Genomic DNA, 24175 nt, shown 5'->3' with positions numbered 1-24175 from the left:
GCCGACCAGTTCCTGAAGGTCGCGGGCATGTGTTCTCGTGATACGCGCATCGCTGCGCGACAATTCCAGTCGAACAACACCTGACGCCTGACGCCTCGCGCGGATCACCCGCAATTGCTGCGCCATCTGCTCGGCGTCATGCACGGGCGTCAGTATCTTCAGGAAGATTTCGCCCTGGTGATAGTCCAGTTCGTCCCGGATCAGGTTCACGGCGTCTTGCAGCGGCACACCGACCGTCGCCACATAAGCCTCGAACAGGTCGAGCAGGGCGTCGAACGATACGGCATTCGGCGAAGGCATCGAATGAGCAGCACTCATGCGTCCGCCCTCCGCATACCTGTCACCCTGGCGCGGGCGAAGACTTCACCCACAGCCTGAAATGCCGAAATCGCGCCGGCATCGCCCGAGGCTTCAACGAACCGTTCAAGGACCGCCATCGCCCGCAGAACGCCCTCGCGTTCGACGGGCAAATGAGGAATCACGAACAGATCGGCACCCTTGAAATGGGGGATATCAGCCTCGGCCAGTCGCAGCTGGATGGTCAGGTTTACAGTGGTCATGCCCGATCCTCCCGCGACAGCAGGTTCAGATCTTCCAGCGCCGCCATGATGAAGGCCGGCGCGGGGATATTGTCGCCAGACAGAAGACGCGCATGAGAGATTGCGCTATCCACATCACCCAGACCACCGCCACGGCGGGCAACGCGATAGAGCACCTCGGTTATCGGGGCGTCGGTAATTCCCCGATGAACGGCAAGCGCAGCCACATCTGCTTTGGAGACGGATTTGATCACGACGCGGCGGCGCATCCGACGCCACAATTGCGGCAGGCGCGAGGCTGTATCAAGAAGGGCAAGATCACCGCAGAACGCCAGCGAGAACCCGCCTTCTTCCGCCATCGCCCGCAGCCATTCGAGAGAGTCCCAGGTATCCTTGCCACGCGGGTTGCGCTGAACCAGATACTGCGCCTCGTCTACGAGCAGCAGACCACCCCGACCGACGCAGGCACCGATCATTTGGCGACTTTCCATCAGATTGCGGCTATTCGGCGCGCCAAGGTTCCACAGTTGCATGAGCTGGCAGGCCACACCCCATGGCGTTCCTTCACCCGCAACCGCCGTGTGCAAGATGACCTCTGAGCCTTGGCCGACTGCAAACTGCCGCAGCGCCTCGGTCTTGCCGGTCCCTGGGGCCGCGGCGATCAAGGTGATCGCATCGCCAGCGGTGCGGACCAGTTGCAGGGATCGCAGCATGTCCTGCGCGCTTTCCGTCATCACAAAGCCTTGCGTCACCGGGGCTGTCGCGCCCGGCTTGGCAAGTTGAACCACTTCTGCCATTCTTACCTCCGTTCAGGAATGCGGGCTTGGCCGGCATGAGCCCCTTCAAATTCCGGCCGGTCATCAATGTCTCGGGACAGCGTGGCAAAGGTGCGTTCGGCGATCTTGGCTTGCGCATTCTTCGGGACCGTAAAAATTGGTTCGATGCCAAGATGATAGCAGACGCCAAGCGGCTTGACGCCGGGCTGCCCCTTGCCCTTCCCGCGCCATTTGAACTTGGCCCCGCCCGCGACCAGGTGTCCAGCGAAAGCCGCACCGTTATCGGTATAGAGCCGGTCGAAAATCCCATGGATCTGGCAGACGTTGCGGATCAGCCGCGCCGTCGCGACAGCGTTTTCCGACCGCTCCAGCTCATAGCCAAGGACATAGTGCGAGGCGCTGTCGACCAACGCGATCATGACAGGCCGCACGGGCTTTCCGTCGCCGAAATCGACCCAGAAACCCAGTGTCCGACCGTCCAGCGATACCCATTCCAGGGGACGGATCGAGGTCAGATCACGCTTGACCGGCATGTTCAGGGAGCTCACCGCATTATCTCGACCAAAGCGGGCCGCGCGTTTCTGGGCCTCTGACAGCGCATCCCAACGCCGCAGGACGGTCTTATATGGTGGCCATGCCCAGCCTTGGCTTTCAGCCAGGTCGCGCACGTCTTTCCAGGCCGAACGCAATGGCCAAGTTGGCGCGGCTTTTTTGATTGCGGTCATGAAGAAGGACCAGGCTTCCGGCGAAATCTCAGCCTTCGGCCTGCCGCCACGGTCATATTCCGGCAGCAGCGCGGGCGCAAAATTGATCGGATCGACCCCAGCCACCGCCTTCAGGATGCGCTTGAGCGTCATCTTGTCCGTGCCCTTGCTGCCGAACTCGGACCGGACAGCCGCGACCAGTTCGCCAGTCAGCGGCACATCAGCCGAACCGCCGCGCAGAACCAGAAACCGGGCGATCTTCGCCTTGCGCAACGCCGCCGTCTGCATCGCTGGCGTCGCGGCCACGAGCCGATCATGCGCGGCATCGTCATACTCGCCAGCAGGCAGGCCAGATGCCTCGATTTGCCGAAGTTCATAGGCGCGGCGGACTGCAAGGGGAAGATCGGCAATTTCAAATGTAAAGCGGTTCCGGTCGAAGTCGACTGTGACCTGGTGTGCCTTGAGCCAATCCCGGACCCCTCGTTTGGTTGTCGGGACGCCGGGCAACCCGACGATATCAGCGACCCGCAGCGTCATAGACTGTCCAGTTCAACCGCCGCTTCAATGCGAGCCTTCAGCGCATCTGCTGCCGGGCCTCTCCATTTTTCGAAGTACGCGCTTCTCACGTTTTGAATGTGCACTCCATTAAGGCGGCACCACTCGTTCAATGTCGTGCCTCTAACGATGAAGCCCGCACGGACGCGCTGATAACGCTCTTTGCCCGCATCGTCCTGTATGTTAGATAATGACATTGTCACCCAAGCTGCCAGAGAATACTTACAATACGAGGCTAAGCATACAATGCGGTGTTGTCAATGATTGATGTAGCGCGTCCGAGCGAGCTTGTTCACCGACTGCATCGTCTACGTGTAGACAATGGGTTGACGATCCAAGAAATGGCGGAGAGATGCGGCATTCCCAAAAGCTCGCTGGAAAGCTACATGCGGACTGAAGGCGCGCGAAAACCAGGCTTGGACGCGCTCGTTGCCATCAGCGACGGGATGAGGGTTTCGCTTGATTGGTTGGTCGGCAGGGCTGCGGACAACTTCGATGCCGAAGCGACGAAGAAAGACTTTGCGCTGGCATGTTTCAACGTGGTGCAATCACTCATCGACTGGATGAGGGCGCAGCAATCCGAGCACGATACGTCGATCTTTGATGCCGGAACTGTCGCGGGCATCCCCGATCCAGAGATTGCAGCCAAGTCGATGTTAATCTTCGTAGCGATGACCGAGCGATTCAAGCGAAACAGCCGTGCGTATGGAGCGGATCGCGCGGCGCTATATGACGATCTGCAAGCCCACCTTGATCGGGAAAAGGGAACAAAGTAGTTCCCGAAAGGTGTGCGGTGTGCGGTTTATCCGCACACTTCGCGACATGCCACTATTGAAAACATTGACATTTTTTCTGCAAGAATTGCTGTCAAACGCGCCTTCACCCGCAAAGCACGCCGCAAAGCATCAAACCTTTTGGGATTTCCGCCCTCTAACCCCTTGAAATCAAAGCCGCAGATTTTCGCGGGGTCTCAAACCTTTTGGGAGCCGTCACCTGCCCCCCCGGACCCCCCGGGATATTTGCGCCAGGGCAAGGGGGCGGTCGGCTGGGTGGGCATCAGTGGCCCTCGCGCGTGCGGTGGCGGTCGTCATGGAAGATCAGCGGACGCTCGTCGTCGGTGAAGACATCGACGCTGCGGCTGTCGGGGTCGTCATGCAGGTCGCGGCCGCCCAGCACGAAATGGCGCAGCACGCCGCCGAAGGCGCGGCGCAGATTGGCCGGGGTGAAGGTGGTCTCGGTGGGGCCCGAGGCGAGGACCGTGCCCTTGACCATCACCACCCGGTCGCAATATTCGGGCACCGATCCGAGGTCATGGGTCGAGACCAGCATCACCCGGCCCTCGGCGCGCATCTCGCGCAGCAGCGCGATGATCGCCTCTTCGGTCTGCACGTCGACGCCGGTGAAGGGCTCGTCGAACAGGATCACCCGCGCGTCCTGGGCCAGCGCGCGGGCCAGGACCACGCGCTTTTTCTGGCCGCCCGCCAATTCGCCGATCTGGCGGGTGCGGACCCCTGTCATGTTCATCCTTGCGAGGGCGCGGGACACCGCCTCGCGGTCGGCCGGGCGCGGGCGGCGCAGGAAGCCCATATGGCCGTAGCGGCCCATCATCACCACATCCTCGACCAGCACCGGGAAGGTCCAGTCGACCTCTTCGGCCTGCGCGACATGGGCGACCAGATTGGCGGCCAGCGCCGCGTCGACCTCGTGGCCGAGGATGCGGACATGGCCCCGCGCACCGGGGATGCAGCCCATCAGCGCCTTGAAGAGCGTGGACTTGCCCGCGCCGTTGACGCCGACCAGCGCCGTGACCAAGCGTTGCGGCACCGTCAGGCTTGCGTCGCGCAGGGCGGTGCGGCCGCTGCGATAGGTGACGGTCAGGCCGCTGACGGCGATGCCGTCGGGCGGGGCGGGCGGCGACGTGGCGGCCTCGGTCACGGGCGAGTTCCTTCACGATGGTCTGGCAGATCACGCGCGGCAGGTCGAGACAGGTGGGCACCGGGCCGTCTGCCTCGGAGAGGCTGTCCACATGCAGCTGCCCGCCATAGCGGATGCCGGTTTCGGCGGCGATGCGCCGGGCCGGGCGGTCCGAGACCGTGCTTTCCGAGAACAGCACCGGCGCCCCGGTGGCGCGGATCATGTCGATGACGTGGCGGACCTGTTGCGGTGTCCCTGCGCGTCGGCGTTGATCGGCCACAGATGCGGTTCGTTCAGGCCGAAATCGCGCGCGAGGTAGGAAAAGGCGCCCTCCGAGGTGACCAGCCACCGGCGGTTGTCGGGGAGGGCGCGGCGGCGTCGGGCAGCGGGCCGATGGTGGCCGCGATGCGCGCCTTGTAGCCCCGGGCATTGGCGCGGTAGCCGGTCGCGTTCGCCGGATCCGCGGCGATGTTGTCCACATAGTCCAACGCCGAATCCAGCGCCATCCAGCCATGCGGGTTCGGCTTGCCGGCATAGTCGCCGCCGCGGATCGGCATCGGCGTCACGCCCGCGCTGACCACCGCGGTGGGGATGGCGTCGCCCAGCTTGTCCAGAAACGGCTGGAACCACAATTCAGGGTTCAGCCCGTTCGCGAGGATCAGCCCGGCGCCCGTGGCGCGCACAAGGTCGCCAGGCGTCGGCTGATAGCTGCGGATGTCGGCGCCGGGACGGGTGATCGAGACGATTTCGGCCATGCCGCCCGCGACCTGCCGCGCCTTGTCGGCGATGATCGTGACGGGCGTCGCCACGCGCCGCGGTGCGCCATCCGAGGCCCGCGCCCGACCGGCCAGCAGGGCCGGCGACAGGCACAGGCTTGCAAGGAGGGCGCGTCGGTTCATGGGCGGTGGATCGGCAAACCGTTCGCAACTGTCGACAGGTGGGAACCAGTTGCAACTGAGCACGTTCCTGGGCAGGCTCGGCCCATGTCGGAACGACAGGCACGGCAACTGGAGGCGGCGCTGCGGCCAGCGAGGATCATCCCGACGCCTCGGAGCTGCACGCCCGCGCGGAGGCCGCGGGGGCAGGGGTGTCGCTGGCCACCGTCTATCGCACGCTGATCACGCTGCAGACCCGGGGCGTGATCGCCAAGCTGGAATTCCGCGACCAGCCGGCCCGGTGGGAGGCTGCCGACCAGCGCCACCACGACCACATGATCGATGTCGAGGCCGGCGAGGTCACGGAGTTCACCCATGAGCGGATCGAGCGCCTGCAGGCCGAGATCGCCGCCGAGATGGGCAATGAGATCGCCCATCACCGGCTGGAGCTGTATGTGCGCCGCCGCACGCCGTGACGGCGGGTGGACAGACGGCTCCGAGCCGTGTTCGATGGGCGCTCACCATCAGGGAAAGCCCGATGCGCCGCATGATCGTGATCGCAGCCTTGCGGACCGGCCCCGCCGCCGCCTGCGAGCCGCTGGTCGCGGGTCAGGCGGTCACGCTGAACGGTCCGGCCGTCCGCGGCGGCGCAGCGATCCCCCGAACGCGTCTGGGATGTGCGCCCTGCCGCATCCCGAGCAAGGCCAGCCACGGCGCCCTCCTGATCCTGTATGTCGGCATCCGTACCACCCATGCGACGGGACGACCCGCGCCGAAGCACGCGGCGGCCGGCCATCGGGACGCGACCATGCGCCCGGCCCGCGCCGCAGCCGGCGTCGTCGCGCCTGAGGGCGGGCGCGGGCAGCTGGACGGGGTGATGAACATCGCCCGGGCGTGCAGGCGCATCCGTGCCGCCCTCGCGGCCGACGAGGCCGCGCGGCATGGGCCGGGGGCGACCGGCCCCCGACGCGAGGGGATCGGAATGGGATTGCAGGTCTTTGACAGGATCATCAGCGACCGCGGCTCGCGCTATGCGGTCTCGGGCGGGGCCGCGCGCAGCAGGGCCGAGGCCGCGGCGCTGCTGGCCGAATTGCGGCGCGGCAAGCGGTTTGCACGGGCCACCCACAACAGCTGGGCCGCGATTCTCGGGGACGAGCCGGTTCGTGACGATGACGGCGAGGCGGGGGCCGGGGCGCAGATCCTGCAGATGCTGGACCGCGCCGGGCTGCGCGATCACATGGTGATCGTTACCCGCTGGTATGGCGGCAGGCCGCTGGGCGGCGACCGCTTTCGCCATGTCGCGGCGGCGGTGCGCCACTACCTGCGCGAAACCGGGCTGGGGGATCGCGGCGCCGGCTGACGGCGCCGGGCGGTGCCTCAGCCCAGATAGGTCGCGATGGCGGCGCGCACGCCCTGGTCCTGGACCAGTTTCAGCTTGCGGGCAAAGGCCTCCTGGAAGCGCGGGTCGTCGGCCAGCCCGCCGAAGACCGTGCGGTTCTGCAGGAAGGCCAGCGGGTCCCCGCGCGAGGCCAGCGCATGCTCGCGCAGCGACTCGCTGTTGTCGTCATTCGGGGCGATGGCGTTGCCGGCCTCGTCGGTGCGTTCGCAATAGCGGCACCAGAAGGCCACCTCCTGCGCCAGACCGTCGATGTCGCGGCCCTCCTTCAGCGCATCGGCCAGCGTCGGCAGGATAAATTTCGGCTGCCGGTTCGAGCCGTCGAGGCAGAGCCGCTGGATGGTGTCGCCGATCTCGGGATTGGCGAAGCGGCTGACGATCAGTTCCAGGTAATCGGCATAGTCCACGCCCTCGATGGGCTTCAGGGTCGGGATCACCTCGCGCGTCTCCAGCGCCCGCAGCCAGGCCTCGATCTGCGGATCGGCCATCGCGTCATGGACGAAATGATGGCCCAGCAGCGCCGAGGGATAGGCGATCGCCGCGTGGCCGCCATTGAGGATGCGCAGCTTCATCAGTTCGTACTTGCCGACATCGGTCACGAATTGCGCGCCGACCTTTTCCAGCGGCGGGCGGCCCTGCGGGAAATTGTCCTCGAGCACCCATTGCCGGTAGGGCTCGCAGACGACAGGGGCGGCGTCCGTGATGCCGAAGCGGTCGGCCACCAGCGCGCGTTCGCGATCCGAGGTGGCGGGGGTGATGCAGTCCACCATCGAATTGGGGAAGGCCACGGTGGCGGCGATCCACTCGGCCAGGTCGGGATCGGCGATCCGGGCCAGCCCGATCACGGTGCGCGCGCAGACATGGCCGTTTTCGGGCAGGTTGTCGCAGGACATCACGGTAAAGGGCGCATGGCCGGCCGCGCGGCGCTGGCGCAGCGCGGCCAGGATCATGCCGAAGACGCCGTGCGGCGCGTCGGGATTCGCGGCGTCATGGGCCATGTCGGGATGCGCCGCGTCGAAGCCGTCGGTCTTGGCATCGACGTAATAGCCACCCTCGGTGATCGTCAGCGACACGATGCGGATCGCCGGATCGGCCATCGCCGCGATCACCGCCGCGGGATCGACGGGCACGAAATCGACCATTGCGCCGATGACCCGCGCCGACAGGCCCTCGGGGTCCAGTTCGACCACCGTGGTCAGCCAGTCCTGCGCGGCCAGCCGGTCGCGCATCGCGGCGTCGCCGGGGCGGACGCCCGCGCCGATCAGCGCCCAGTCATGGCCGGCGCCCTGTTCGAACAGCTGGTCCAGATACCAGCCCATATGGGCGCGGTGGAAATTGCCGATGCCGACATGCAGGATGCCGGGACGCAGCGCCGCCCGGTCATAGGTCGGCACGCCGACCTCGCCGGGCATCTGGTCGAGGGCGGATTGAGACAGGGTGATCGCCATGGCTTTGACCTTTCAGATTGTGCGCAGCATGCCGCCATCGACGTGATAGGCCGATCCGACGCTGTAGGAGGCGCGTTCCGAACACAGGAAGACGCAGAAATCCGCCAGCTCCTCGACCGTGCCAAAGCGGCGGATCGGGGCGTGTTCGTCGGCGACCTGTTGCAGATAGCCTTCCCACTCCGCGCCCGAGAGTTCGCGCGCGGTGTTTTCCCAGTCGGGGGTGCGGATCAGGCCGGGATTGACCGTGTTCACGCGGATGTTGCGCGCGATCATCTCGGTCGACAGGCACTTGCCCAGCATCAGCAGCGCCGCCTTGGTGGTGTTGTAGATCGGCTCGTACCACAGCGGCTGGACCGCGCAGATCGAGGCGTTCATCAGCATCGCGCCGCCGCCCTTGGCAGCCATCTGGTCGGCCAGCCCGCGCGACAGCCGCACGGCGGCCATCACATGCAGGTCCCAGAAGAACTGCCACTTCTCGTCCGGGGCCTCGGCCACGGTCTCGTTCGATCCGGTGCCGGCATTCGACACGAAGATGTCGGCGCCGCCCAGTTCCGCGGCGGCGTCGATGATCGCCCGGCAGCCCTCGGCGGTGGCCACGTCCGAGGCGACGGGCCGCGCGGTGACGCCGAACGCGGCGGCGACCGCTTCGGCGGCCTCGCGCAGCGCGTCGCCCCCGCGCGCGGTCATCACCACATGCGCCCCCTCGCGGGCGAAGGCGCGGGCGATGCCCAGGCCAATGCCCTTGCTGGCGCCGGTGATGACGGCGACCTTGTCGGTCAGACCCAGATCCATCAGCTCATCCAGTTCCCGCCATCGACATTGTAGGTCTGGGCGACGATGTAGTCGGCCTCGGAGGAGGCCAGGAAGATCGCCATGCCGGTCAGGTCGGCGGCGGTGCCCATGCGGCCGAAGGGCACGGCCTCGCCGACCTCGCGCTTTTTCTGGCCGGGCGCCTTGCCTTCGTATTTCGCAAAGAATGCATCGACGCCGTCCCAGTGCTCGCCATCGACCACGCCGGGCGCGATGGCGTTGACGTTGATGCCGTGCGGGATCAGGTTCAGCCCGGCCGACTGGGTCAGGCTGATCACGGCGGCCTTGCTGGCGCAGTAGACGGCGACCAGCGATTCGCCGCGACGGCCGGCCTGGCTGGCCATGTTGATGATCCGTCCGCCGGTGCCGCGCGCGATCATCCCGCGCGCGACGGCCTGCATCATGAACAGCGTGCCCGAGACATTGACCGCGAAGATGCGGTCGTAATCGGCGCGGGTGATCTCGACCAGCGGGGCCGCGGTGAACAGCGCCGCGTTGTTGATGAGGATGTCGATGCCGCCAAGGGCGGCCTCGACCTCGGCCACGCAGGCATCGATCGAGGCCTGGTCGGTGACATCCAGCCGCACCGCGATGGCACCCTGGCCAAGTCCTTCGGCGGCGGACCGGGCGGCATCGATGTTGATGTCGCCGATCGCCACCTGTGCGCCCTCGGCCAGATAGGCGCGGGCCAGTTCCAGCCCGATGCCCCGTGCCGAGCCGGTGATCAGGGCGCGCTTGCCGGAAAGCCGTGTCATTGGATGCGGTCCCCGTTTGCGTCGAACTTGTGGATCTTGTCCTCGGTGGGGGTCAGCCAGACGGTATCGCCGTGATGCATGTTCACCTCGCCGTCCGAGCGGACGGTGATGGTTTCGGCCAGCCCGGTATCCTCGACATAGAAGAAGCTGTCCGAGCCCAGATGCTCGCTGACGCCGACGCGACCCTGCCACTTGCCGGCGGTGGGCGAGATGGCGATGTGTTCGGGGCGCACGCCGATGGTGGTGGCGCCGTATTCGGCCGCCGCCGCGCCGGTGAACAGGTTCATCTTGGGGCTGCCGATGAAGGCGGCGACAAAGGCGTTCTTCGGGCGCAGATACAGTTCCAGCGGCGATCCGACCTGTTCGATCCGGCCGGCATGCAGCACCACGATCTTGTCGGCCATGGTCATCGCCTCGACCTGGTCATGGGTCACATAGATCATCGTGGTCTTCAGCCGGTTGTGCAGTTCGCTGATCTCCAGCCGCATCCCCACCCGCAGCGCCGCGTCCAGATTCGACAGCGGCTCGTCAAAAAGGAACGCCGACGGCTCGCGCACGATGGCCCGGCCGATGGCGACCCGCTGACGCTGGCCGCCCGACAACTGACCCGGCTTGCGGTCGAGGTAGTTGGTCAGGTTCAGCGCCTTGGCCGCCGCCTCGATGCGGCGATCCTGTTCGGCCTGGTCCATGCCCGCCATCTTCATCGGGAATGCGATGTTCTTCCTGACCGACATGTGCGGATACAGCGCGTAGGACTGGAACACCATCGCCAGCCCGCGCTTGGCCGGGGATTCGTCGGTGGCGTCCTTGCCGTCGATGAGGATGCGCCCGTCGCTGACATCCTCCAATCCCGCGATCAGCCGCAGCAGGGTGGATTTACCGCAGCCCGACGGGCCCACGAAGACGACGAACTCGCCGTCCTCGATATCCAGGTTCAGGGGCGGGATGACTTCGACATCGCCGAAACGCTTGGCCACGCCTTCAAGGGTAATGCGTCCCATCGTGGTTCTCCTTATTTCACCGCGCCGAAGGTCAGGCCGCGGACAAGTTGCTTCTGGCTGAACCAGCCAAGGATCAGGATCGGGGCGATGGCCATGGTCGAGGCCGCCGACAGCTTGGCCCAGAACAGGCCCTGCGGGCTGCTGAAGGACGCGATGAAGGCCGACAGCGGCGCCGCGTTGGTGGTGGTCAGCTGGATCGTCCAGAACGCCTCGTTCCAGGCCAGGATGATGTTCAGCAGCATCGTCGAGGCAATGCCGGGAACCGCCATCGGCGTCAGGATATACAGGATCTCGTCGCGCAGGGTGGCGCCGTCCATCCGCGCGGCTTCCAGGATCTCGCCCGGGATCTCGCGGAAATAGGTGTAGAGCATCCAGATCACGATCGGCAGGTTGATCAGCATCAGCAGGACGGTCAGCCCGATGCGCGTGTCCATCAGCCCGGTGCGCAGGAAGATCAGGTAGATCGGCACCAGCACCGCGACCGCGGGCATCATCTTGGTGCTGAGCATCCACATCAGGATGTCCTTGGTCCGCCTGGTCGGCGAGAAGGCCATCGCCCAGGCCGCCGGAATGGCCACGATCAGCGCCAGCAGGGTCGAGCCGACCGCCAGGATGACCGAGTTCATGAAGGGCCGGAAGTAGTTGTTCTGGCTCTGCACCGTCTCATAGCTTTGCAGCGTGAAGGACGGGATCAGGTTGAAGCCCGAGATCGCCTCCTGTTCGGATTTCAGGCTGGTGATGATGGTGTAGAGTATCGGGAAGAAGATGATCAGCGCCACGACCCATGCGGCGATGGTCCAGCCGATCCTGGTGTTGCGGGAAACTGCGCGTGCCATGTCGTTCCTCTCAATCCAGGTTCTTGCCGACGGCGCGCATCAGGAAGACGGCGACGATATTGGTGAGGATGACCGCGATGATGCCGCCTGCCGCTGCGCCGCCGATGTCGAAGTTCAGGCGCGCGGCGCGGTAGATCAGGAAGGTCAGGTTGGTCGATGCCGTGCCCGGACCGCCATTGGTCGTCACCAGGATCTCGGCATAGATGCCCAGAAGGAAGATCGTCTGGATCAGGATCACCACGGTGATCGCGCGGGCCATGTGCGGCAGCACCAGGTAGAGAAAGCGGCTGTAGGCGGGCGCGCCGTCCATTTCGGCAGCCTCCATCTGCTCGCCGTCCAGCGATTGCAGCGAGGTCAGCAGGATCAGTGTCGCGAAGGGCAGCCATTGCCAGGCCACGATCAGGATGATCGAGAACAGCGGATACTGCGCGAACCAGTCCACGGGCGCTGCGCCGAAGAACTTGGCAATGTCGGCGAACACCCCGTAGCTGGGATGCATGATCATGTTCTTCCAGATCAGCGCCGCAACCGGCGGCATCACGAAGAACGGGCTGATCACCAGGATCCGCACGATGCCCTGCCCGAAGATCGGCTTGTCGATCAGGATGGCGATGGCGATGCCGCCGACCACGGTGATGAACAGCACGCCCAGCACCAGGACCAGCGTGTTCCAGATCGAGGCGAAGAAGGCCGGATCGGTGTAGAAATACTGGTAGTTGAACCATCCGGCCCAGCTGGTGCCGGCGGGGTTCAGAAGGTTGTAGTTCAGGAAGGAATAGTAAAGCGTCATCGCCAGCGGCACGGCCATCCAGATCAGCAGCAGGATGATGGCGGGGGCGCGCATGAGGCGGGCGAGGCTTGCGGTCTGGCGTGTGGCCATGGCGGGACTCCTCGGTCGGCGCGGGGCCGGCATCGTGCCGGTCCTCGGGCGAGGCGCCGCCCGGACGAGGCCGGGCGGCACGGTGAGGTTCGAGGCTGTTACTTGATGTAGCCGGCGCGGGTCATCTCGCGGGTGACGTTGCTCTGTGCCGATGCCAGGGCGTCGTCAGCCGACATCTGACCGGCAAGCGCCGCCGAGAACTGCTGGCCGACCGAGGTGCCGATGCCCTGGAATTCCGGGATCGCGACGAACTGCCCGCCGGTGTAGGGAATGTCCTGTACCGAGGATTTCGCGGTGTTCGCGGCATTCATCGATGTCAGCGTCATCGCGGCGAAGGGCGCGGCTTCCTGGTATTCGGCGTTCTCGTAAAGCGAGGTCCGCGTGCCCGGAGGCGCCGCGCGCCAGCCCTGCTTCTCGGCGATCAGCGAGGTATAGCCCTTGCCGGTCGCCCAGGCGATGAAGGTCTTGGCCGCGTCGGGCGATTTCGACGAGGCCGGCACCGCAAGGCTCCATGCCCACAGCCAGTTGCCGTGGTTGTCGACCCCCTCGCGGTTCGGGAACTGTGCGAATCCGACACTGTCGGCCACAGTCGAGGTGTCGGGGTCGGTCACGAAGCCGGCAGCGACTGTCGCATCGATCCAGATCGCACACTTGCCTTGCTGAAACAGCGACAGGTTCTCGTTGAAGCCGTTCGACGACGCGCCCGGAGGACCGTATTCGGTCATCATCGTCAGGTAGTCGGTCATCGTCGCCTTCCATTCCTCGCTGTCGAACTGGGGCTTCCAGTCCATGTCGAACCAGCGCGCGCCATAGCTGTTCGCCATCGCGGTGATGAAGCCCATGTTCTCGCCCCAGCCCGGCTTGCCGCGCAGGCAGATGCCATAGACTTCATTGGCCTTGTCGGTCATCGCCTCTGCCGCGGCCTTGATGTCCGTCCAGGTCGGGCTTTCGGGGATGGTCACGCCGGCGGCCTCGGCCAGATCGGTGCGATACATGACCATCGCGGATTCGCCGTAGAAGGGCGCCGCATAGAGGGTGCCGTCGACCGACAGCGCCTCGCGCACGGCGGGCAGCAGGTCGTCGGCGTCGTAATCGGCGGGCATGTCGTCCAGCGGCACCAGCCAGTTCTGCTTGGCCCAGATCGGCACCTCGTAGGTGCCGATGGTCAGCACGTCATACTGGCCGCCCTGGGTGGCGATGTCGGTGGTGACGCGCTCGCGCAGGATGTTCTCCTCCAGCGTCACCCATTCGACCGAGATCGTCGGGTTCGCGGCGGTGAATTCGCCGGTCAGCTCCTGCATGCGGATCATGTCGCCATTGTTCACGGTGGCGACGGTCAGCGTCACATTGTCCTGCGCGGCCGCGATGCCGGCAATGGCGCACAGCGCCGTCGCGCCCGTCAGGGCGCGGATTGTCGTGTTCATGATGTCCTCCCTTGGCAGTGTGGGCAATTGCCACCCTGATGGGCAAATACTCACAAACTTGTGCCCTCCTGTCAATTCCCCTCTGCGACATCGCCCCGCAGGCGCGGGCGCATGATGCGCAAGGGACTGACGTTCAATCGAATTACCCCTCCCATGCGCTCAGTCGGACAGCAGCCTTTCGGCGGTCGCCTCAGAGGTCATCAGCCCGTTGACCAGCTTGCCGGTCAGCGCGGCGCGAATCGCCACCAGCTTGCTTTCGCCCGTCGCCACCGCGATCACCGGCCTTTCGCAGGCCCGCGGCAGCGGCGCCGAGGCGACGCGGGCGTTGAATGCGCAGTCGATCAGCCGGCCCTCCCGGTCATAGACCCAGCTGGTGATCTCGCCCACGGCGCCGGCGGCATCCAGCTCGTCCATCTCGCGGCTGGTGACGAAGCCGTCCACCTGCAGGGGCGCGCGGTGGCTGATCTGGCCGATGCCGACCAGCGACAGATCGGCCGACTGGCACAGCGCGATGGTGTTCTGCACCGCCTCCTGGCGCTGCAGTGCGGCCAGCTCGGCCGGATCGCGGGCGAGGACGGGCAGCGGATAGGGGTAATGCGGCGCGCCGATCCGTTCGGCCAGGTGGATGGTGGCGTTGTAGGGCGAGGCCGATCCGTCCTGCATCATGTTGCCCAGCCGCGAGACGACGACATGCTGTGGGCAGGCCATGCGCGGCAACTGCTCGACCGTGGCCTTCAGCGCCCGGCCGGTGCCGAGGCTGATGATCCGCCGCTCGGGCGATTTCAGCGTGCGCTCCAGCTCGGCCGCGGCGGCGATGGCGATGCCGGTCAGCAGGTCCGGGGCGTCGGGGTCCGAGGGCACGACCTCGCAGATCATCAGCCCGTATCGCCGCGACAGCGCGCCCGCCAGATCCATGCAGCGCGCGATGGGATGATCCACGCGCACCTTGATCAGCCGTTCGCTGACAGCCATCGCGACCAGCCGCTGTGCCGATTGCCGGCTGACGCCCAGCTTGCGCGCGATCTCGTCCTGGGTATTTCCCGCGACATAATACAGCCAGCCTGCGCGGGCCGCATCGTCGAGGCGCGTGGCCTCGGGGCTGAAACGTCCGGCGTTCACGGGGCGGCGGCTCCTTGCGGGGTTTCGGACAAGAATTGCGGGAATTCGGCCCAGTTGTCAAAGCCGCGCACCGGGCCGGGCGTGGCGGGCAGGCCGCGCAGATGCGCGCCGCCGCGATAATGCAGGACCTGCATCCCCGCCGCCAGCCCCGCCGCGATGCCCGGCGGGCTGTCCTCGACCACCAGGCAGCGGGCGGGGGCGATGCCCATCCGCCTGGCTGCCAGCAGGAACAGGTCCGGCGCGGGTTTGCCGTTGGCAACCTCGCTTGCGGTGAAGACATGCGGGCCGAACCGCGCCGTCAGACCCAGCACCGCCAGCGTGGTCGCAACCCGCGGCGGGCTGGACGAGGTCGCCACGCAGGCCGGATGGGTCAGACCGGCCAGCATTTCGGTGAGGCCGGGCGTTGGGCGCAGTTCGGTGGCAAAGCGGTCCAGCAGGCGGCGGCGGTAGCTGGCCTCGAAATCCCCGGGCAGGGGCTGGCCGAAGCGGTCGCGCAGCAGCCGGGCGACGGTCGGAAAGCTGCGGCCCAGAAAGTCGCGCCGCACCTCGTCCAGCGTGACCGGCAGGCCCAGTTCGGCCAACTGTGCGATCAGCACCGTGGCCGAGATGATCTCGCTGTCGGCAATCACGCCGTCGCAATCGAAGATGATCAGGTCCGGACCCACCGCGCCCCTCCGCCGCCGCCTCGTCCGCAGCATAGGCCCGCGCGGGCCGCGCGCAAATGCCCGGAGGACATGTGAACGGGATCGGATCGGGACCGGGGATCAGTCCCGGCTGTCGTCGCCGGGCAGGACCTGCGCGGCCGCAATGCCCAGCAGCCGCGCCGTGCCATAGAGATACAGCAGCACGCCGGCGATCCAGATGTCGAGGCGCAGCAGATGGTCCAGCACCTGCCGCACCGCACCCGGCGCATCGCCGCCGCGCAGATAGCGCGAATCGTCCGGCGGGCCAGCCTGCATCCCCAGCAGGCTGCCGATCTCGTGCGGATGGCCGGCCCGCGCCAGGTCGCCGTGGTTGTGGAAACTTTGCCAGAACACCATTGCAAGACCCAGGGTCACCCATCCGGTCGCGATGACCAGCCGCCCGGCCGGGCGCAGCATGTGCGGCGCGGCAGGGCGCGCCTCCGCCGGGGCGCCCGAAATCAGCCGCGGGATCAGGAACAGCATCAGCGCGATGTTGCCCGCCACCCAATAGGCGACCAGCGCCTGAACCCAGCCGAAATCGGCGATCAGGCTGATCGCCGCGGCGACGGTGCCGGACAGGATCGCCAGGATCAGCGCGGGAACGATCATGGGCGAATGGGTCCTGTGCCCGGCGGCCGGCAGGGCGATCTCTGGTCACGCACAGGCAGGCCCTGCGGACGCACGCGCGGTGCGGCAGGTCCGGCCAGCCAAAGCAGGCCGATGGCGTGATCGGGCTGAACGCGACTCATGTGTTCAAATTAGGCTAGAAGCGGCAGTCTGTATAGGGTCTTTTGATGCCTATGATTGAGGCAATTCAGACAAAATTCTACCCGTGGTTGCGATTTGCAATTCTAGCATATCAGATAGAGGCACCCGCTGCCTTGCGGCCGCGCCCCGCTTGACCGAAGCGCCCGGCAGGTCTAGGCAGATCGCGCGGCGCGGGCCTGTAGCTCAATTGGTCAGAGCAGGGCGCTCATAACGCCTTGGTTGGGGGTTCAAGTCCCTCCGGGCCTACCACGCCGCGCCGCCGGGGCGGCCGTCTTGGCCGTTGCCCCCATGGGCGGGTTCCGATATCGGGGGCGCGAATCCAGCCGGGGGCCGCCATGACGAAGAACGGGATCAGCTATCGCGATGCGGGCGTCGACATCGACGCGGGAAATGCGCTGGTCGAGCGGATCAAGCCCGCCGCCGCCGCGACCGCGCGGCCCGGCGTCATGGATGCGCTTGGCGGCTTTGGCGCCCTGTTCGATCCGCGCGCGGCGGGCTATGACGATCCGGTGCTGGTCGCCGCGACCGACGGGGTGGGCACCAAGCTGCGCATCGCCATCGACACCGGCCATCTGGACGGCATCGGCCAGGACCTGGTCGCCATGTGCGTCAACGACCTCGTGTGCCAGGGTGCCGAGCCGCTGTTCTTCCTGGATTATTTCGCCACCGGCAAGCTGTCGGTCGATGAGGGCGCGCGGGTTGTCGAAAGCATTGCGCGGGGCTGCAAATCGGCCGGATGCGCGCTGATCGGCGGCGAGACGGCCGAGATGCCGGGCATGTATCACGACGGCGATTTCGACCTGGCGGGCTTTGCAGTCGGGGCGATGCAGCGCGGCACGGCGCTGCCGCAGGGGGTGCAGAACGGCGATGTGCTGCTGGGCCTTGCCTCGGACGGGGTGCATTCCAACGGCTATTCGCTGGTGCGCAAGGTCGCCGAGCGTGCCGGCCTGGGCTGGGCCGACGCCGCGCCTTTCGCCGATGCGACGCTGGGGCAGGCGCTGCTGGTGCCGACGCGGCTTTATGTGCGCCCGGCGCTGGCGGCGATCCGGGCGGGCGGCGTTCATGCGCTGGCCCATATCACCGGCGGCGGGCTGACCGAGAACCTGCCGCGTGTCCTGCCCGGCGATCTGGGTGCCGAGATCGACCTGTCGTCCTGGCCGCTGCCGCCGGTCTTTGCCTGGCTGGCCGAGGCGGGCGGGATCGCCGCGGCCGAGATGCTGAAGACCTTCAACAGCGGCCTCGGCATGATCCTCGTGGTCGCGCCCGACCGGGCCGAGGCGTTGGCCGGGCTGCTGGCGGAGGCGGGCGAGACGGTGCACCGCATCGGCCATGTCGGCGCCGGCGCGGGCATCCGCTATTCCGGGACCCTTGGGTGAAGCGCGTCGCCCTGCTGATCTCCGGCGGCGGCTCGAACATGCTGCGGCTGGTTCAGGACATGACCGGCGATCACCCCGCCCGACCGGTGCTGGTGGCCTCGAACGATCCCGGGGCCGCGGGGCTTGCGCGGGCCGCGGCGCTGGGCATTCCGACCGCCGCGGTCGATCATCGCGCCTTTCCCCGCGACCGCGCAGGCTTCGAGGCCGCGCTGATCGAGCCGCTGCTGGCGGCAGAGCCAGACATCATCTGCCTTGCCGGCTTCATGCGCATCCTGACGCCGGCTTTCGTGACCCGGTTTGCCGGGCGAATGCTGAACATCCACCCCTCGCTGCTGCCGAAATATCCGGGGCTGGACACCCATGCCCGCGCCCTCGCGGCGGGCGACGCCGAGGCCGGGGCGACGGTGCATCTGGTCACGCCCGAACTGGATGCCGGTCCGATCCTTGGCCAGGCGCGGGTGCCGGTGCTGCCCGGCGACACGCCGGCCATGCTGGCGGCGCGGGTGCTGGTGCAGGAACACCGCCTGTATCCGGCGGTGCTGCGCCGCTTTGCGGCGGGCGACCGGACGCCGGTGACGCTGTGCTAGGGCGCTGACCGGCGACTGCCGTCATCGCCGGGTGCCGGACTGCGGTCGGCGGGATCGGCCAGCAATTCCTCCATGAAGACGCTGAACAGCTGCGCCCGCCCGTCGATGCCGGCCTTGGCGTAGATGCGGGCCGTCTGTGCGCGCACGGTGCCCACGGCCACGCCGCGCAGCCCCGCGATCGCCTCGTTGTCAAAGCCCTTCAGCACCAGCGTTGCCACCTCGCGTTCCGACGGGGTCAGCGCCCAGGCGGCGAAGAACGCCTCGATCAGGTCGCTCATGTCGCCGCGGGCGGCGCGGATGCCGCGATCCATGCTGTCGATGCGCGCCAGCATGTCGCGCAACTCGTAAAGCAGGATCACCACGCCGGCGCACAGGCCCAGCACGGCCAGCACCTCAAGCTCGACATGCAGCCGGCCGTCATCGGGCTCGAGGAAATCCTCGATCACGTCGATCAAAAAGAAGGTCGCGCAGATCGCCTGCAGGACGATGACCACGCTGAGCATCGCGGCGCGCTGCCGGCGCAGGTGACCGATCAGCGGGGTCAGCCTCATTCGATCGGCGCGTCGGCCGGGATGCGCTTGCGCCCGTCGATCATCGCGCGGACCAGCGGCACGCCCGAGCGGCGGCTGTCGAAGATCACGCCGCCGACATGCAGCACCACCGACAGCAGCAGCCAGTCGAACATCGCCTCATGCACCTCTTCGACCCAGTCCACGCCGAAGAACCGGCGCGTCCCCATCATGATTCCCGTGGCGATGATGATGCCGAGGCTGCCCCAGATGTTCCAGACCATCAGCGCTCCCAGCGGGTTGTGCGTCAGATGCACCGTCCGGTCGCCCGTCAGCACCGCGCGCAGGTGGTGCAGCGCGCGCAGCGGATAGGGCGGAAAGCTGGCCAGCCGCGCCGGGCGCGGCCCGATCAGGCCCCAGCCGAGGCGCAGCACCAGCAGCCCCAGCGCCACATAGCCCAGGGTCTCGTGCAGGTCCGATTCCGGGTCGCTCAGCAGCCCGTTCACGAGGATGGTCGCGGCCAGCAGCCAGTGGACCGCCCGCACGAGGGGGTCCCAGACCGGCACGATGCGGACGCTGTCGCGTCCGCAGGCGGCCTTCGGCGACGCGGGGTCGCTGTGGCGGGTCATCGGATCACGCGCCTTCGCAGCTCATCTTGGTGATCGCGCCGGTCTCGGGCGAGACATAGACCTCGCCCATCTCGGCGCCCTTGACGAAATAGATCTCGATCTTGCCGTCCTCGGTCTCGGCCTTGCGGATCTCGTAGCCCATCGCCTTCAGGCTTTCGGTCGCCTCGGCCTGGGTCTTGCCCAGCACGGTGTCCGTGGCCAGCCCCTCGCATCCGGCGGCCTGCGCGGCGCCGAGGGACAGAATGGTGCCGCCTAGGGCGGTCAGGATCAGAAGTCGCATGTGGATGTCCTTTGCTCGATGGGGCGCGATGCCCCGCCCGTCGGGAATGTCCGACCGGGATCGAGCTACAGCCGTCGGCGACGGGCCGGCCATTGGGCAGGCGCTTAAAGCGCGCGCCGTAAGCCCGCGCTTATGCGCAGGATCAGCCCCACAGCGCGCCCAGGGCAAGGCCGGGATCGTCGGCGCCCCAGATCTCGGGGCCGATGGCAATGAAATCGGTGATGGGCGAGAGCCGGGCGATCAGGTCGCGGGTGATCGCGCCCTCGGCCACCACCGGCACCTCGATCATCTCGGACCACCATTCGAACAGCTCCAGCGGGGCCGGCGCGCCCCGGCCCAGCACGCTGTCGCCAACCGGGCCGAAGCTGACGTAATCAGCGCCCGCCTCGCCCGCGGTCATGCCCTCGTGTCGCGAGGCGCCGCAGAAGGCGCCCACGATCGCATCGGCGCCCAGTTCCTTGCGGGCATAGCGCACCGTGCGCGCGCCATCGGTCAGATGCACCCCGTCAAGCCCGTGCCGCTGCGCCAGCTTCACATGGTCGTCGATCACCACGGCCACGTCGCGGGCATGGGCGATCTCGCGCGCGAGGTCGGCGATGCGGGCCAGTTCCTCTTCCTCGGCGCCGCCGCGAATGCGCAGGCAGGCCGGGGGATGGCGGTCCATCACCTCTGCCAGCAGCGGGCCAAGCGCCGAGGCCTGCGCGCCCGCGGGTGTCATCAGATACAGCTGCGGCGCGTCGCTCATCGGCACTCTCCCTGTTTCCCGTGGCAATAGCGCAGCTTGCCGCCCGCTGCCAGACGGACTATGCGGACGGCCATGCAGGACAGCCCCAGACCCGTCATCATCCTTGTCCGCCCGCAGATGGGCGAGAACATCGGCGCCGCCGCCCGGGCGATGCTGAATTTCGGCCTGACCGAGATGCGCCTGGTCAGCCCGCGCGACGGCTGGCCGAACCCGAAGGCGGTGGCGATGGCCTCGGGGGCGGCGGGGCAGGTGCTGGACCGGGCGCGGGTCTATCCGGGCCTGGCCCATGCCATGGAGGGGATCGAGCTGGCCTTCGCCACCACCGCGCGGGGGCGCGAACTCAGCAAGCCCGTGCACACCCCCGAGACCGCGATGCAGGCCGCCCGCGCCCATCAGGGTCGCACGGCGATCATCTTCGGGCCGGAACGCACCGGGCTGGAAAACGACGACGTGGCCCGCGCCAACGCGATCGTGACGGTGCCGGTCAACCCGGATTTCCCCTCGCTGAACCTGGCACAGGCGGTGCTGCTGATGGGCTATGAATGGGGCCGCGAGGTGCTGCCCGCGCAGCCCGCCCCGCAGCCCCGCCGCCCCGATGCCGAGACCCCGGCCGACCGCGTCGAGATCGAGAGGCTGGGCGACCACTACGAGGACCGGCTGGCCGAGGCCGGGTTCTTCTTTCCCGAGACCAAGGCCGCCTCGATGCGGCTGAACCTGCGCAACATGTGGGCGCGGCTGCCGCTGACCCGCGGCGATGTGCGCATCCTGCACGGGCTATTGCGACAATTGACCCGCCGCTGAGCCCGACCTAACCTCCGCCCAATCCAGAGGAGCCCTTGATGGCCAAGCGTCCCGTTTTCGAGGAGGTCTCGGACCCGTCCGCAAGCCGCGCGCCCGTCCGCACCGGCATGATCGATGCGGCGCCGAAGGGGGCGCGGCGGGCGATCCGGCTGTGGCTGATGCTGCTGTTTGCGATGCTGGTCGCGATGATCGCGCTGGGCGGCGCCACGCGGCTGACGGGATCGGGCCTGTCGATCACCGAATGGGCCCCGGTGACGGGCACGCTGCCGCCGATGACCGAGGCGGAATGGCAATCCGAATTCGGGGCTTACAAGCAGATTCCCCAATTTGTCGAGGTCAATCCCGACATGCAGCTGGCGGGCTTCAAGACGATCTACTGGTGGGAATGGTCGCATCGCCTGCTGGGCCGGCTGATCGGTCTCGTCTGGGCGGTGGGCTTTCTGGCCTTGCTTGCCACCCGCCGCATTCCGGCCGGCTGGACGCCGCGGCTGCTGACGCTGGGGGCGCTTGGCGGGCTGCAGGGCGCGATCGGCTGGTGGATGGTCTCCTCGGGGCTGGTCGAGGGGGTGACGCGGGTGGCCTCGTACCGGCTTGCGACGCATCTGGGCCTTGCCTTCGTGATCCTCGGGCTGATTGCCTGGTATGTGCTGCAACTGGGCCGCAGCGAGGCGGTGCTGCTGCGCGCCCGCCGCGCGGGCGAGGCCAGGCTGTTCTCGATGAGCACCGGGCTGATGCATCTGGCCTTTCTGCAGATCGTCATCGGCGCGCTGGTGGCGGGGATCGACGCCGGCCGGCAATATACCGGCTGGCCGCGCATGGGCGGCGAATGGGTGCCCGCGGCGATCTGGTCGGCCGAGCTGGGCTGGCGCAACCTGTTCGAGAACCCGGCCCTGGTGCAGTTCGTGCATCGCATGGCCGGCTATCTGCTGGGCATCTTCGCGGTGGTGGTCTGGCTGCGCGCCCGCCGCTCGCCCCATCCGGTGACGCGCGGCGCCTTCACGGCGATGATCGTGATGGTGGCGGTGCAGATGGGCCTTGGCATCCTGAACGTGATCCATGCTGCGCCGCTGGCCCTTGCGCTGGCTCACCAGATCGGCGCGGTGGCGCTGTTCGTGCTGATCCTGCGCGCCCGGCACCATGCCCGCTTTCCGCATGAAACCTCGGTCAGGGGGACCAGCCGATGAGTGCCTTCGACGATCTCCTCGCCTTCCAGCGGCAGACCGAGGCGCTGTCCTCGGTGGCCGAACGGCTTGGCTGGGACCAGGAAACCGTGATGCCGCGCGGCGCCACCGAACAGCGCGCCGAGGAGATGGCCGCGATGGAGGCCGTGCTGCACGAGCGCCGCACCGATCCCCGCATCGGCGAATGGCTGGCCGCGGCCCGGCCCGAGGGCGAGGCCGAGACGCGGGTGGTCGCGCTGATCGCGCGCAGCCATGCCCGCAGCAGCCGGGTGCCGGCGCGACTGGCGGCGGAACTGGCCCGGACCACCTCGCTGGCACAGGGCATCTGGGCCGAGGCCCGCGCCAATGACGCGCCCGAGGATTTCCTGCCGACGCTGGACCAGGTGCTGATGCTCAAGCGCGAGGAGGCGGCGGCGCTGGCCGATGGCGGCGATCCCTATGACGCGCTGCTCGAGGATTACGAGCCCGACACCACCGCCGCCGAGATCGCCCGGCTGTTCGAGGTGATGCGCCCGCGGCTGGTCAGCCTGCGCGAGGCGGTGCTGGGCGCGGAACGCCAGCCGCCGCAGCTGCAGGGCCATTTTCCTCAGGAAACCCAGCTGCGTCTGTCGCGCGCCTGCGCCAGCGCCTTCGGCTATGACTGGTCGCGCGGCCGCATCGACCTGGCCGTGCACCCCTTCAGCAGCGGCCGCTGGCAGGATAGCCGGATCACCACCCGCGTCGTGGAATCCGAGCCGTTCAACTGCATCTATTCGACCATCCACGAGGTCGGCCATTCCAGCTACGAACTGGGCATCGACCCCGATTACGCCTTCACGCCGCTGGGCCGGGGCGTGTCGATGGGCGCCCATGAAAGCCAGAGCCGCATCTACGAGAACCAGCTGGGCCGCAGCCGGGCCTTCACCGACTGGCTGTTCCACCGGATGGGCGACGCCTTCGACGGGCTGAACATCCGCAGCGCCGATGATTTCTACGCGACTGTCAACCGGGTGACGCCGGGCTTCATCCGCACCGAGGCCGACGAAGTGCAGTACAACCTGCATGTGATGCTGCGCTTCGATCTGGAACGCGACCTGATCGCCGGCCGGCTGGATGTCCGCGATCTGGTCAAGGCGTGGAATGCGCGCTTCCTGCGCGATTTCGGCGTCGCGGTGGACCGGCCGGCGAACGGCATCCTTCAGGACGTGCACTGGCCGGTCGGCATGTTCGGCTATTTCCCCACCTATGCGCTGGGCAATGTCTTCGCGGGTTGCCTCGACCGGGCGATGCGGCAGGACGTGCCCGACCTCGACGAGGCGCTGCGCCGGGGCGATGCCACACCGGGCGTCGAATGGCTGCGCGAGAACGTCCAGCGCCATGGCGGGCTGAAGCCTGCCGGCCGGCTGATCGCGGATGCGACCGGGGCGCCAGTCTCGCCCGACGCGCTGCTGGAATATCTCGACGCGAAGTTCGCCGAGATCTATCGGCTCTGACCGCGCCGTGTCACGCGCCGGCGCAGCAGCCGTCGCGGCGGCAGGCGGGTCGGGCGCCACGCCCCGGGGCAGGGGGTCCGGGGGGCGCCAGAACCCCCGGCCACCGCGGGAC

General features: G+C 67.5%; 26 protein-coding genes, 1 tRNA gene and 2 pseudogenes. 9 read left to right on the top strand and 20 right to left on the bottom strand.

The features are described from left to right. From Q5Y72_RS13795 to Q5Y72_RS13780, 4 genes are all read right to left on the bottom strand, one after another. Positions 1 to 318: hypothetical protein (locus Q5Y72_RS13795; RefSeq protein ID WP_305964003.1), on the bottom strand; the 318-nt coding region annotated here is incomplete at its 3' end. After that, a complete protein-coding gene (locus tag Q5Y72_RS13790; RefSeq protein ID WP_305964002.1) occupies positions 315 to 560 on the bottom strand; it encodes a hypothetical protein in 246 nt (81 codons plus the stop codon). The genes Q5Y72_RS13795 and Q5Y72_RS13790, both read right to left, overlap by 4 nt. Beyond that, the gene (locus Q5Y72_RS13785) at positions 557 to 1336 is read right to left on the bottom strand and encodes an AAA family ATPase (RefSeq protein ID WP_305964001.1); all 780 of its coding nucleotides are present in this window, start codon (positions 1334 to 1336) and stop codon (positions 557 to 559) included. The genes Q5Y72_RS13790 and Q5Y72_RS13785 overlap by 4 nt, the downstream gene beginning before the upstream one ends. A gap of 2 nt (positions 1337 to 1338) precedes the next feature. Beyond that, positions 1339 to 2556 (bottom strand): transposase domain-containing protein, encoded by a 1218-nt coding sequence (locus tag Q5Y72_RS13780; protein ID WP_305964000.1) that lies wholly within the window; start codon positions 2554 to 2556, stop codon positions 1339 to 1341. A gap of 278 nt (positions 2557 to 2834) precedes the next feature. Here Q5Y72_RS13780 and Q5Y72_RS13775 point away from each other — a divergent pair, with 278 nt between their 5' ends. Next, a complete protein-coding gene (locus Q5Y72_RS13775) occupies positions 2835 to 3350 on the top strand; it encodes a helix-turn-helix domain-containing protein (protein WP_305963999.1) in 516 nt (171 codons plus the stop codon). A 280-nt stretch (positions 3351 to 3630) separates the two neighbouring features. Here Q5Y72_RS13775 and Q5Y72_RS13770 read toward each other — a convergent pair whose 3' ends face one another. Both Q5Y72_RS13770 and Q5Y72_RS13765 read right to left on the bottom strand, forming a co-directional pair. Continuing rightward, positions 3631 to 4509, bottom strand: a complete 879-nt coding sequence (locus Q5Y72_RS13770; protein WP_305963998.1) for a manganese/iron ABC transporter ATP-binding protein — start codon at positions 4507 to 4509, stop codon at positions 3631 to 3633. Next, positions 4505 to 5387 (bottom strand): annotated as a pseudogene (locus Q5Y72_RS13765) (metal ABC transporter solute-binding protein, Zn/Mn family); the annotation flags it as partial. The gene Q5Y72_RS13770 and the pseudogene Q5Y72_RS13765, both read right to left, overlap by 5 nt. A gap of 140 nt (positions 5388 to 5527) precedes the next feature. Between Q5Y72_RS13765 and Q5Y72_RS13760 the strand changes: the two are divergent. Further along, positions 5528 to 5839 (top strand): annotated as a pseudogene (locus Q5Y72_RS13760) (Fur family transcriptional regulator); the annotation flags it as partial. A 62-nt stretch (positions 5840 to 5901) separates the two neighbouring features. Continuing rightward, positions 5902 to 6723: a YigZ family protein gene (locus Q5Y72_RS19915; RefSeq protein WP_371930830.1), complete on the top strand. Its 822-nt coding sequence runs from the start codon at positions 5902 to 5904 to the stop codon at positions 6721 to 6723. Between the two features lie 17 nt (positions 6724 to 6740). Here Q5Y72_RS19915 and Q5Y72_RS13750 read toward each other — a convergent pair whose 3' ends face one another. The 10 genes from Q5Y72_RS13750 to Q5Y72_RS13705 all read right to left on the bottom strand — a co-directional run bounded on the left by Q5Y72_RS13750 (position 6741) and on the right by Q5Y72_RS13705 (position 16324). Continuing rightward, complete coding sequence (locus Q5Y72_RS13750) at positions 6741 to 8207, bottom strand: mannitol dehydrogenase family protein (protein WP_305963997.1); 1467 nt, start codon at positions 8205 to 8207, stop codon at positions 6741 to 6743. A 12-nt stretch (positions 8208 to 8219) separates the two neighbouring features. After that, positions 8220 to 8999 (bottom strand): SDR family NAD(P)-dependent oxidoreductase, encoded by a 780-nt coding sequence (locus tag Q5Y72_RS13745; protein ID WP_305963996.1) that lies wholly within the window; start codon positions 8997 to 8999, stop codon positions 8220 to 8222. Further along, positions 8999 to 9772 (bottom strand): L-iditol 2-dehydrogenase, encoded by a 774-nt coding sequence (locus tag Q5Y72_RS13740; RefSeq protein ID WP_305963995.1) that lies wholly within the window; start codon positions 9770 to 9772, stop codon positions 8999 to 9001. Before Q5Y72_RS13740 ends, Q5Y72_RS13745 begins: the two co-directional genes overlap by 1 nt. Then, the gene (locus tag Q5Y72_RS13735) at positions 9769 to 10773 is read right to left on the bottom strand and encodes an ABC transporter ATP-binding protein (protein ID WP_305963994.1); all 1005 of its coding nucleotides are present in this window, start codon (positions 10771 to 10773) and stop codon (positions 9769 to 9771) included. The genes Q5Y72_RS13740 and Q5Y72_RS13735 overlap by 4 nt, the downstream gene beginning before the upstream one ends. A gap of 11 nt (positions 10774 to 10784) precedes the next feature. Next, the gene (locus Q5Y72_RS13730; RefSeq protein ID WP_305963993.1) at positions 10785 to 11609 is read right to left on the bottom strand and encodes a carbohydrate ABC transporter permease; all 825 of its coding nucleotides are present in this window, start codon (positions 11607 to 11609) and stop codon (positions 10785 to 10787) included. Positions 11610 to 11619: 10 nt separating this feature from the next. Then, complete coding sequence (locus Q5Y72_RS13725; RefSeq protein WP_305963992.1) at positions 11620 to 12489, bottom strand: carbohydrate ABC transporter permease; 870 nt, start codon at positions 12487 to 12489, stop codon at positions 11620 to 11622. A 98-nt stretch (positions 12490 to 12587) separates the two neighbouring features. Further along, a complete protein-coding gene (locus tag Q5Y72_RS13720) occupies positions 12588 to 13913 on the bottom strand; it encodes an ABC transporter substrate-binding protein (protein WP_305963991.1) in 1326 nt (441 codons plus the stop codon). Between the two features lie 159 nt (positions 13914 to 14072). Beyond that, positions 14073 to 15032 carry a sugar-binding transcriptional regulator gene (locus Q5Y72_RS13715; RefSeq protein ID WP_305963990.1) on the bottom strand — a complete coding sequence of 320 codons (960 nt, stop codon included), beginning with the start codon at positions 15030 to 15032 and terminating at the stop codon, positions 14073 to 14075. Continuing rightward, entirely contained in the window at positions 15029 to 15697 is a 669-nt protein-coding gene (locus Q5Y72_RS13710; protein WP_305963989.1) for an HAD family hydrolase, read from the bottom strand. The genes Q5Y72_RS13715 and Q5Y72_RS13710 overlap by 4 nt, the downstream gene beginning before the upstream one ends. 99 nt (positions 15698 to 15796) lie before the next feature. After that, the gene (locus tag Q5Y72_RS13705; RefSeq protein ID WP_305963988.1) at positions 15797 to 16324 is read right to left on the bottom strand and encodes a hypothetical protein; all 528 of its coding nucleotides are present in this window, start codon (positions 16322 to 16324) and stop codon (positions 15797 to 15799) included. 331 nt (positions 16325 to 16655) lie between these two features. Between Q5Y72_RS13705 and Q5Y72_RS13700 the strand changes: the two genes are divergently transcribed. The 3 genes from Q5Y72_RS13700 to purN all read left to right on the top strand — a co-directional run bounded on the left by Q5Y72_RS13700 (position 16656) and on the right by purN (position 18446). Next, positions 16656 to 16732, top strand: a tRNA-Ile gene (locus Q5Y72_RS13700). Between the two features lie 86 nt (positions 16733 to 16818). After that, positions 16819 to 17859, top strand: coding sequence for a phosphoribosylformylglycinamidine cyclo-ligase (gene purM / locus Q5Y72_RS13695; RefSeq protein WP_305963987.1), 1041 nt, complete (start codon positions 16819 to 16821; stop codon positions 17857 to 17859). Beyond that, positions 17856 to 18446, top strand: a complete 591-nt coding sequence (gene purN, locus Q5Y72_RS13690; RefSeq protein WP_305963986.1) for a phosphoribosylglycinamide formyltransferase — start codon at positions 17856 to 17858, stop codon at positions 18444 to 18446. Before purM ends, purN begins: the two co-directional genes overlap by 4 nt. On the opposite strand, the gene Q5Y72_RS13685 is transcribed toward purN, so the two are convergent. The 4 genes from Q5Y72_RS13685 to Q5Y72_RS13670 all read right to left on the bottom strand — a co-directional run bounded on the left by Q5Y72_RS13685 (position 18443) and on the right by Q5Y72_RS13670 (position 20609). Then, the gene (locus Q5Y72_RS13685) at positions 18443 to 18997 is read right to left on the bottom strand and encodes a helix-turn-helix transcriptional regulator (RefSeq protein ID WP_305963985.1); all 555 of its coding nucleotides are present in this window, start codon (positions 18995 to 18997) and stop codon (positions 18443 to 18445) included. The two genes, purN and Q5Y72_RS13685, sit on opposite strands and share 4 nt — an antisense overlap. Next, positions 18994 to 19584: a cytochrome b/b6 domain-containing protein gene (locus Q5Y72_RS13680; RefSeq protein ID WP_305963984.1), complete on the bottom strand. Its 591-nt coding sequence runs from the start codon at positions 19582 to 19584 to the stop codon at positions 18994 to 18996. Before Q5Y72_RS13680 ends, Q5Y72_RS13685 begins: the two co-directional genes overlap by 4 nt. 4 nt (positions 19585 to 19588) lie before the next feature. Then, entirely contained in the window at positions 19589 to 19864 is a 276-nt protein-coding gene (locus tag Q5Y72_RS13675; protein ID WP_305963983.1) for a PepSY domain-containing protein, read from the bottom strand. Between the two features lie 142 nt (positions 19865 to 20006). Continuing rightward, positions 20007 to 20609 (bottom strand): thiamine phosphate synthase, encoded by a 603-nt coding sequence (locus Q5Y72_RS13670; RefSeq protein WP_305963982.1) that lies wholly within the window; start codon positions 20607 to 20609, stop codon positions 20007 to 20009. A gap of 72 nt (positions 20610 to 20681) precedes the next feature. Between Q5Y72_RS13670 and Q5Y72_RS13665 the strand changes: the two genes are divergently transcribed. The 3 genes from Q5Y72_RS13665 to Q5Y72_RS13655 are packed head-to-tail and all read left to right on the top strand — an operon-like array spanning position 20682 to position 24063. Next, complete coding sequence (locus Q5Y72_RS13665) at positions 20682 to 21410, top strand: RNA methyltransferase (RefSeq protein WP_305963981.1); 729 nt, start codon at positions 20682 to 20684, stop codon at positions 21408 to 21410. Positions 21411 to 21448: 38 nt separating this feature from the next. After that, on the top strand, positions 21449 to 22594 hold the full coding sequence (gene ctaA, locus Q5Y72_RS13660; RefSeq protein WP_305963980.1) for a heme A synthase: 1146 nt from the start codon (positions 21449 to 21451) through the stop codon (positions 22592 to 22594). Further along, the gene (locus Q5Y72_RS13655; RefSeq protein WP_305963979.1) at positions 22591 to 24063 is read left to right on the top strand and encodes a carboxypeptidase M32; all 1473 of its coding nucleotides are present in this window, start codon (positions 22591 to 22593) and stop codon (positions 24061 to 24063) included. The genes ctaA and Q5Y72_RS13655 overlap by 4 nt, the downstream gene beginning before the upstream one ends. Positions 24064 to 24175 lie beyond the last annotated feature (112 nt).

The organism is Paracoccus spongiarum (assembly GCF_030732095.1).
Classification (GTDB): domain Bacteria; phylum Pseudomonadota; class Alphaproteobacteria; order Rhodobacterales; family Rhodobacteraceae; genus Paracoccus; species Paracoccus spongiarum.
Note: the sequence above shows the minus strand (reverse complement) of the source record. Positions and strands in the feature narration are given on the sequence as shown.

What these genes read in the sequence shown, in the direction of transcription:
- Q5Y72_RS13705 (WP_305963988.1), bottom strand. Translation starts at nt 16,324, where the DNA reads ATGATCGTTCCCGCGCTGATCCTGGCGATCCTGTCCGGCACCGTCGCC.
- Q5Y72_RS13790 (WP_305964002.1), bottom strand. Translation starts at nt 560, where the DNA reads ATGACCACTGTAAACCTGACCATCCAGCTGCGACTGGCCGAGGCTGAT.
- Q5Y72_RS13720 (WP_305963991.1), bottom strand. Translation starts at nt 13,913, where the DNA reads ATGAACACGACAATCCGCGCCCTGACGGGCGCGACGGCGCTGTGCGCC.
- Q5Y72_RS13750 (WP_305963997.1), bottom strand. Translation starts at nt 8,207, where the DNA reads ATGGCGATCACCCTGTCTCAATCCGCCCTCGACCAGATGCCCGGCGAG.
- Q5Y72_RS13725 (WP_305963992.1), bottom strand. Translation starts at nt 12,489, where the DNA reads ATGGCCACACGCCAGACCGCAAGCCTCGCCCGCCTCATGCGCGCCCCC.
- Q5Y72_RS13730 (WP_305963993.1), bottom strand. Translation starts at nt 11,609, where the DNA reads ATGGCACGCGCAGTTTCCCGCAACACCAGGATCGGCTGGACCATCGCC.
- ctaA (WP_305963980.1), top strand. Translation starts at nt 21,449, where the DNA reads ATGGCCAAGCGTCCCGTTTTCGAGGAGGTCTCGGACCCGTCCGCAAGC.
- Q5Y72_RS13740 (WP_305963995.1), bottom strand. Translation starts at nt 9,772, where the DNA reads ATGACACGGCTTTCCGGCAAGCGCGCCCTGATCACCGGCTCGGCACGG.
- Q5Y72_RS13735 (WP_305963994.1), bottom strand. Translation starts at nt 10,773, where the DNA reads ATGGGACGCATTACCCTTGAAGGCGTGGCCAAGCGTTTCGGCGATGTC.
- Q5Y72_RS13665 (WP_305963981.1), top strand. Translation starts at nt 20,682, where the DNA reads ATGCAGGACAGCCCCAGACCCGTCATCATCCTTGTCCGCCCGCAGATG.
- Q5Y72_RS13655 (WP_305963979.1), top strand. Translation starts at nt 22,591, where the DNA reads ATGAGTGCCTTCGACGATCTCCTCGCCTTCCAGCGGCAGACCGAGGCG.
- Q5Y72_RS13670 (WP_305963982.1), bottom strand. Translation starts at nt 20,609, where the DNA reads ATGAGCGACGCGCCGCAGCTGTATCTGATGACACCCGCGGGCGCGCAG.
- purM (WP_305963987.1), top strand. Translation starts at nt 16,819, where the DNA reads ATGACGAAGAACGGGATCAGCTATCGCGATGCGGGCGTCGACATCGAC.
- Q5Y72_RS13675 (WP_305963983.1), bottom strand. Translation starts at nt 19,864, where the DNA reads ATGCGACTTCTGATCCTGACCGCCCTAGGCGGCACCATTCTGTCCCTC.
- Q5Y72_RS19915 (WP_371930830.1), top strand. Translation starts at nt 5,902, where the DNA reads ATGCGCCGCATGATCGTGATCGCAGCCTTGCGGACCGGCCCCGCCGCC.
- Q5Y72_RS13780 (WP_305964000.1), bottom strand. Translation starts at nt 2,556, where the DNA reads ATGACGCTGCGGGTCGCTGATATCGTCGGGTTGCCCGGCGTCCCGACA.
- Q5Y72_RS13785 (WP_305964001.1), bottom strand. Translation starts at nt 1,336, where the DNA reads ATGGCAGAAGTGGTTCAACTTGCCAAGCCGGGCGCGACAGCCCCGGTG.
- Q5Y72_RS13745 (WP_305963996.1), bottom strand. Translation starts at nt 8,999, where the DNA reads ATGGATCTGGGTCTGACCGACAAGGTCGCCGTCATCACCGGCGCCAGC.
- Q5Y72_RS13775 (WP_305963999.1), top strand. Translation starts at nt 2,835, where the DNA reads ATGATTGATGTAGCGCGTCCGAGCGAGCTTGTTCACCGACTGCATCGT.
- Q5Y72_RS13680 (WP_305963984.1), bottom strand. Translation starts at nt 19,584, where the DNA reads ATGACCCGCCACAGCGACCCCGCGTCGCCGAAGGCCGCCTGCGGACGC.
- Q5Y72_RS13685 (WP_305963985.1), bottom strand. Translation starts at nt 18,997, where the DNA reads ATGAGGCTGACCCCGCTGATCGGTCACCTGCGCCGGCAGCGCGCCGCG.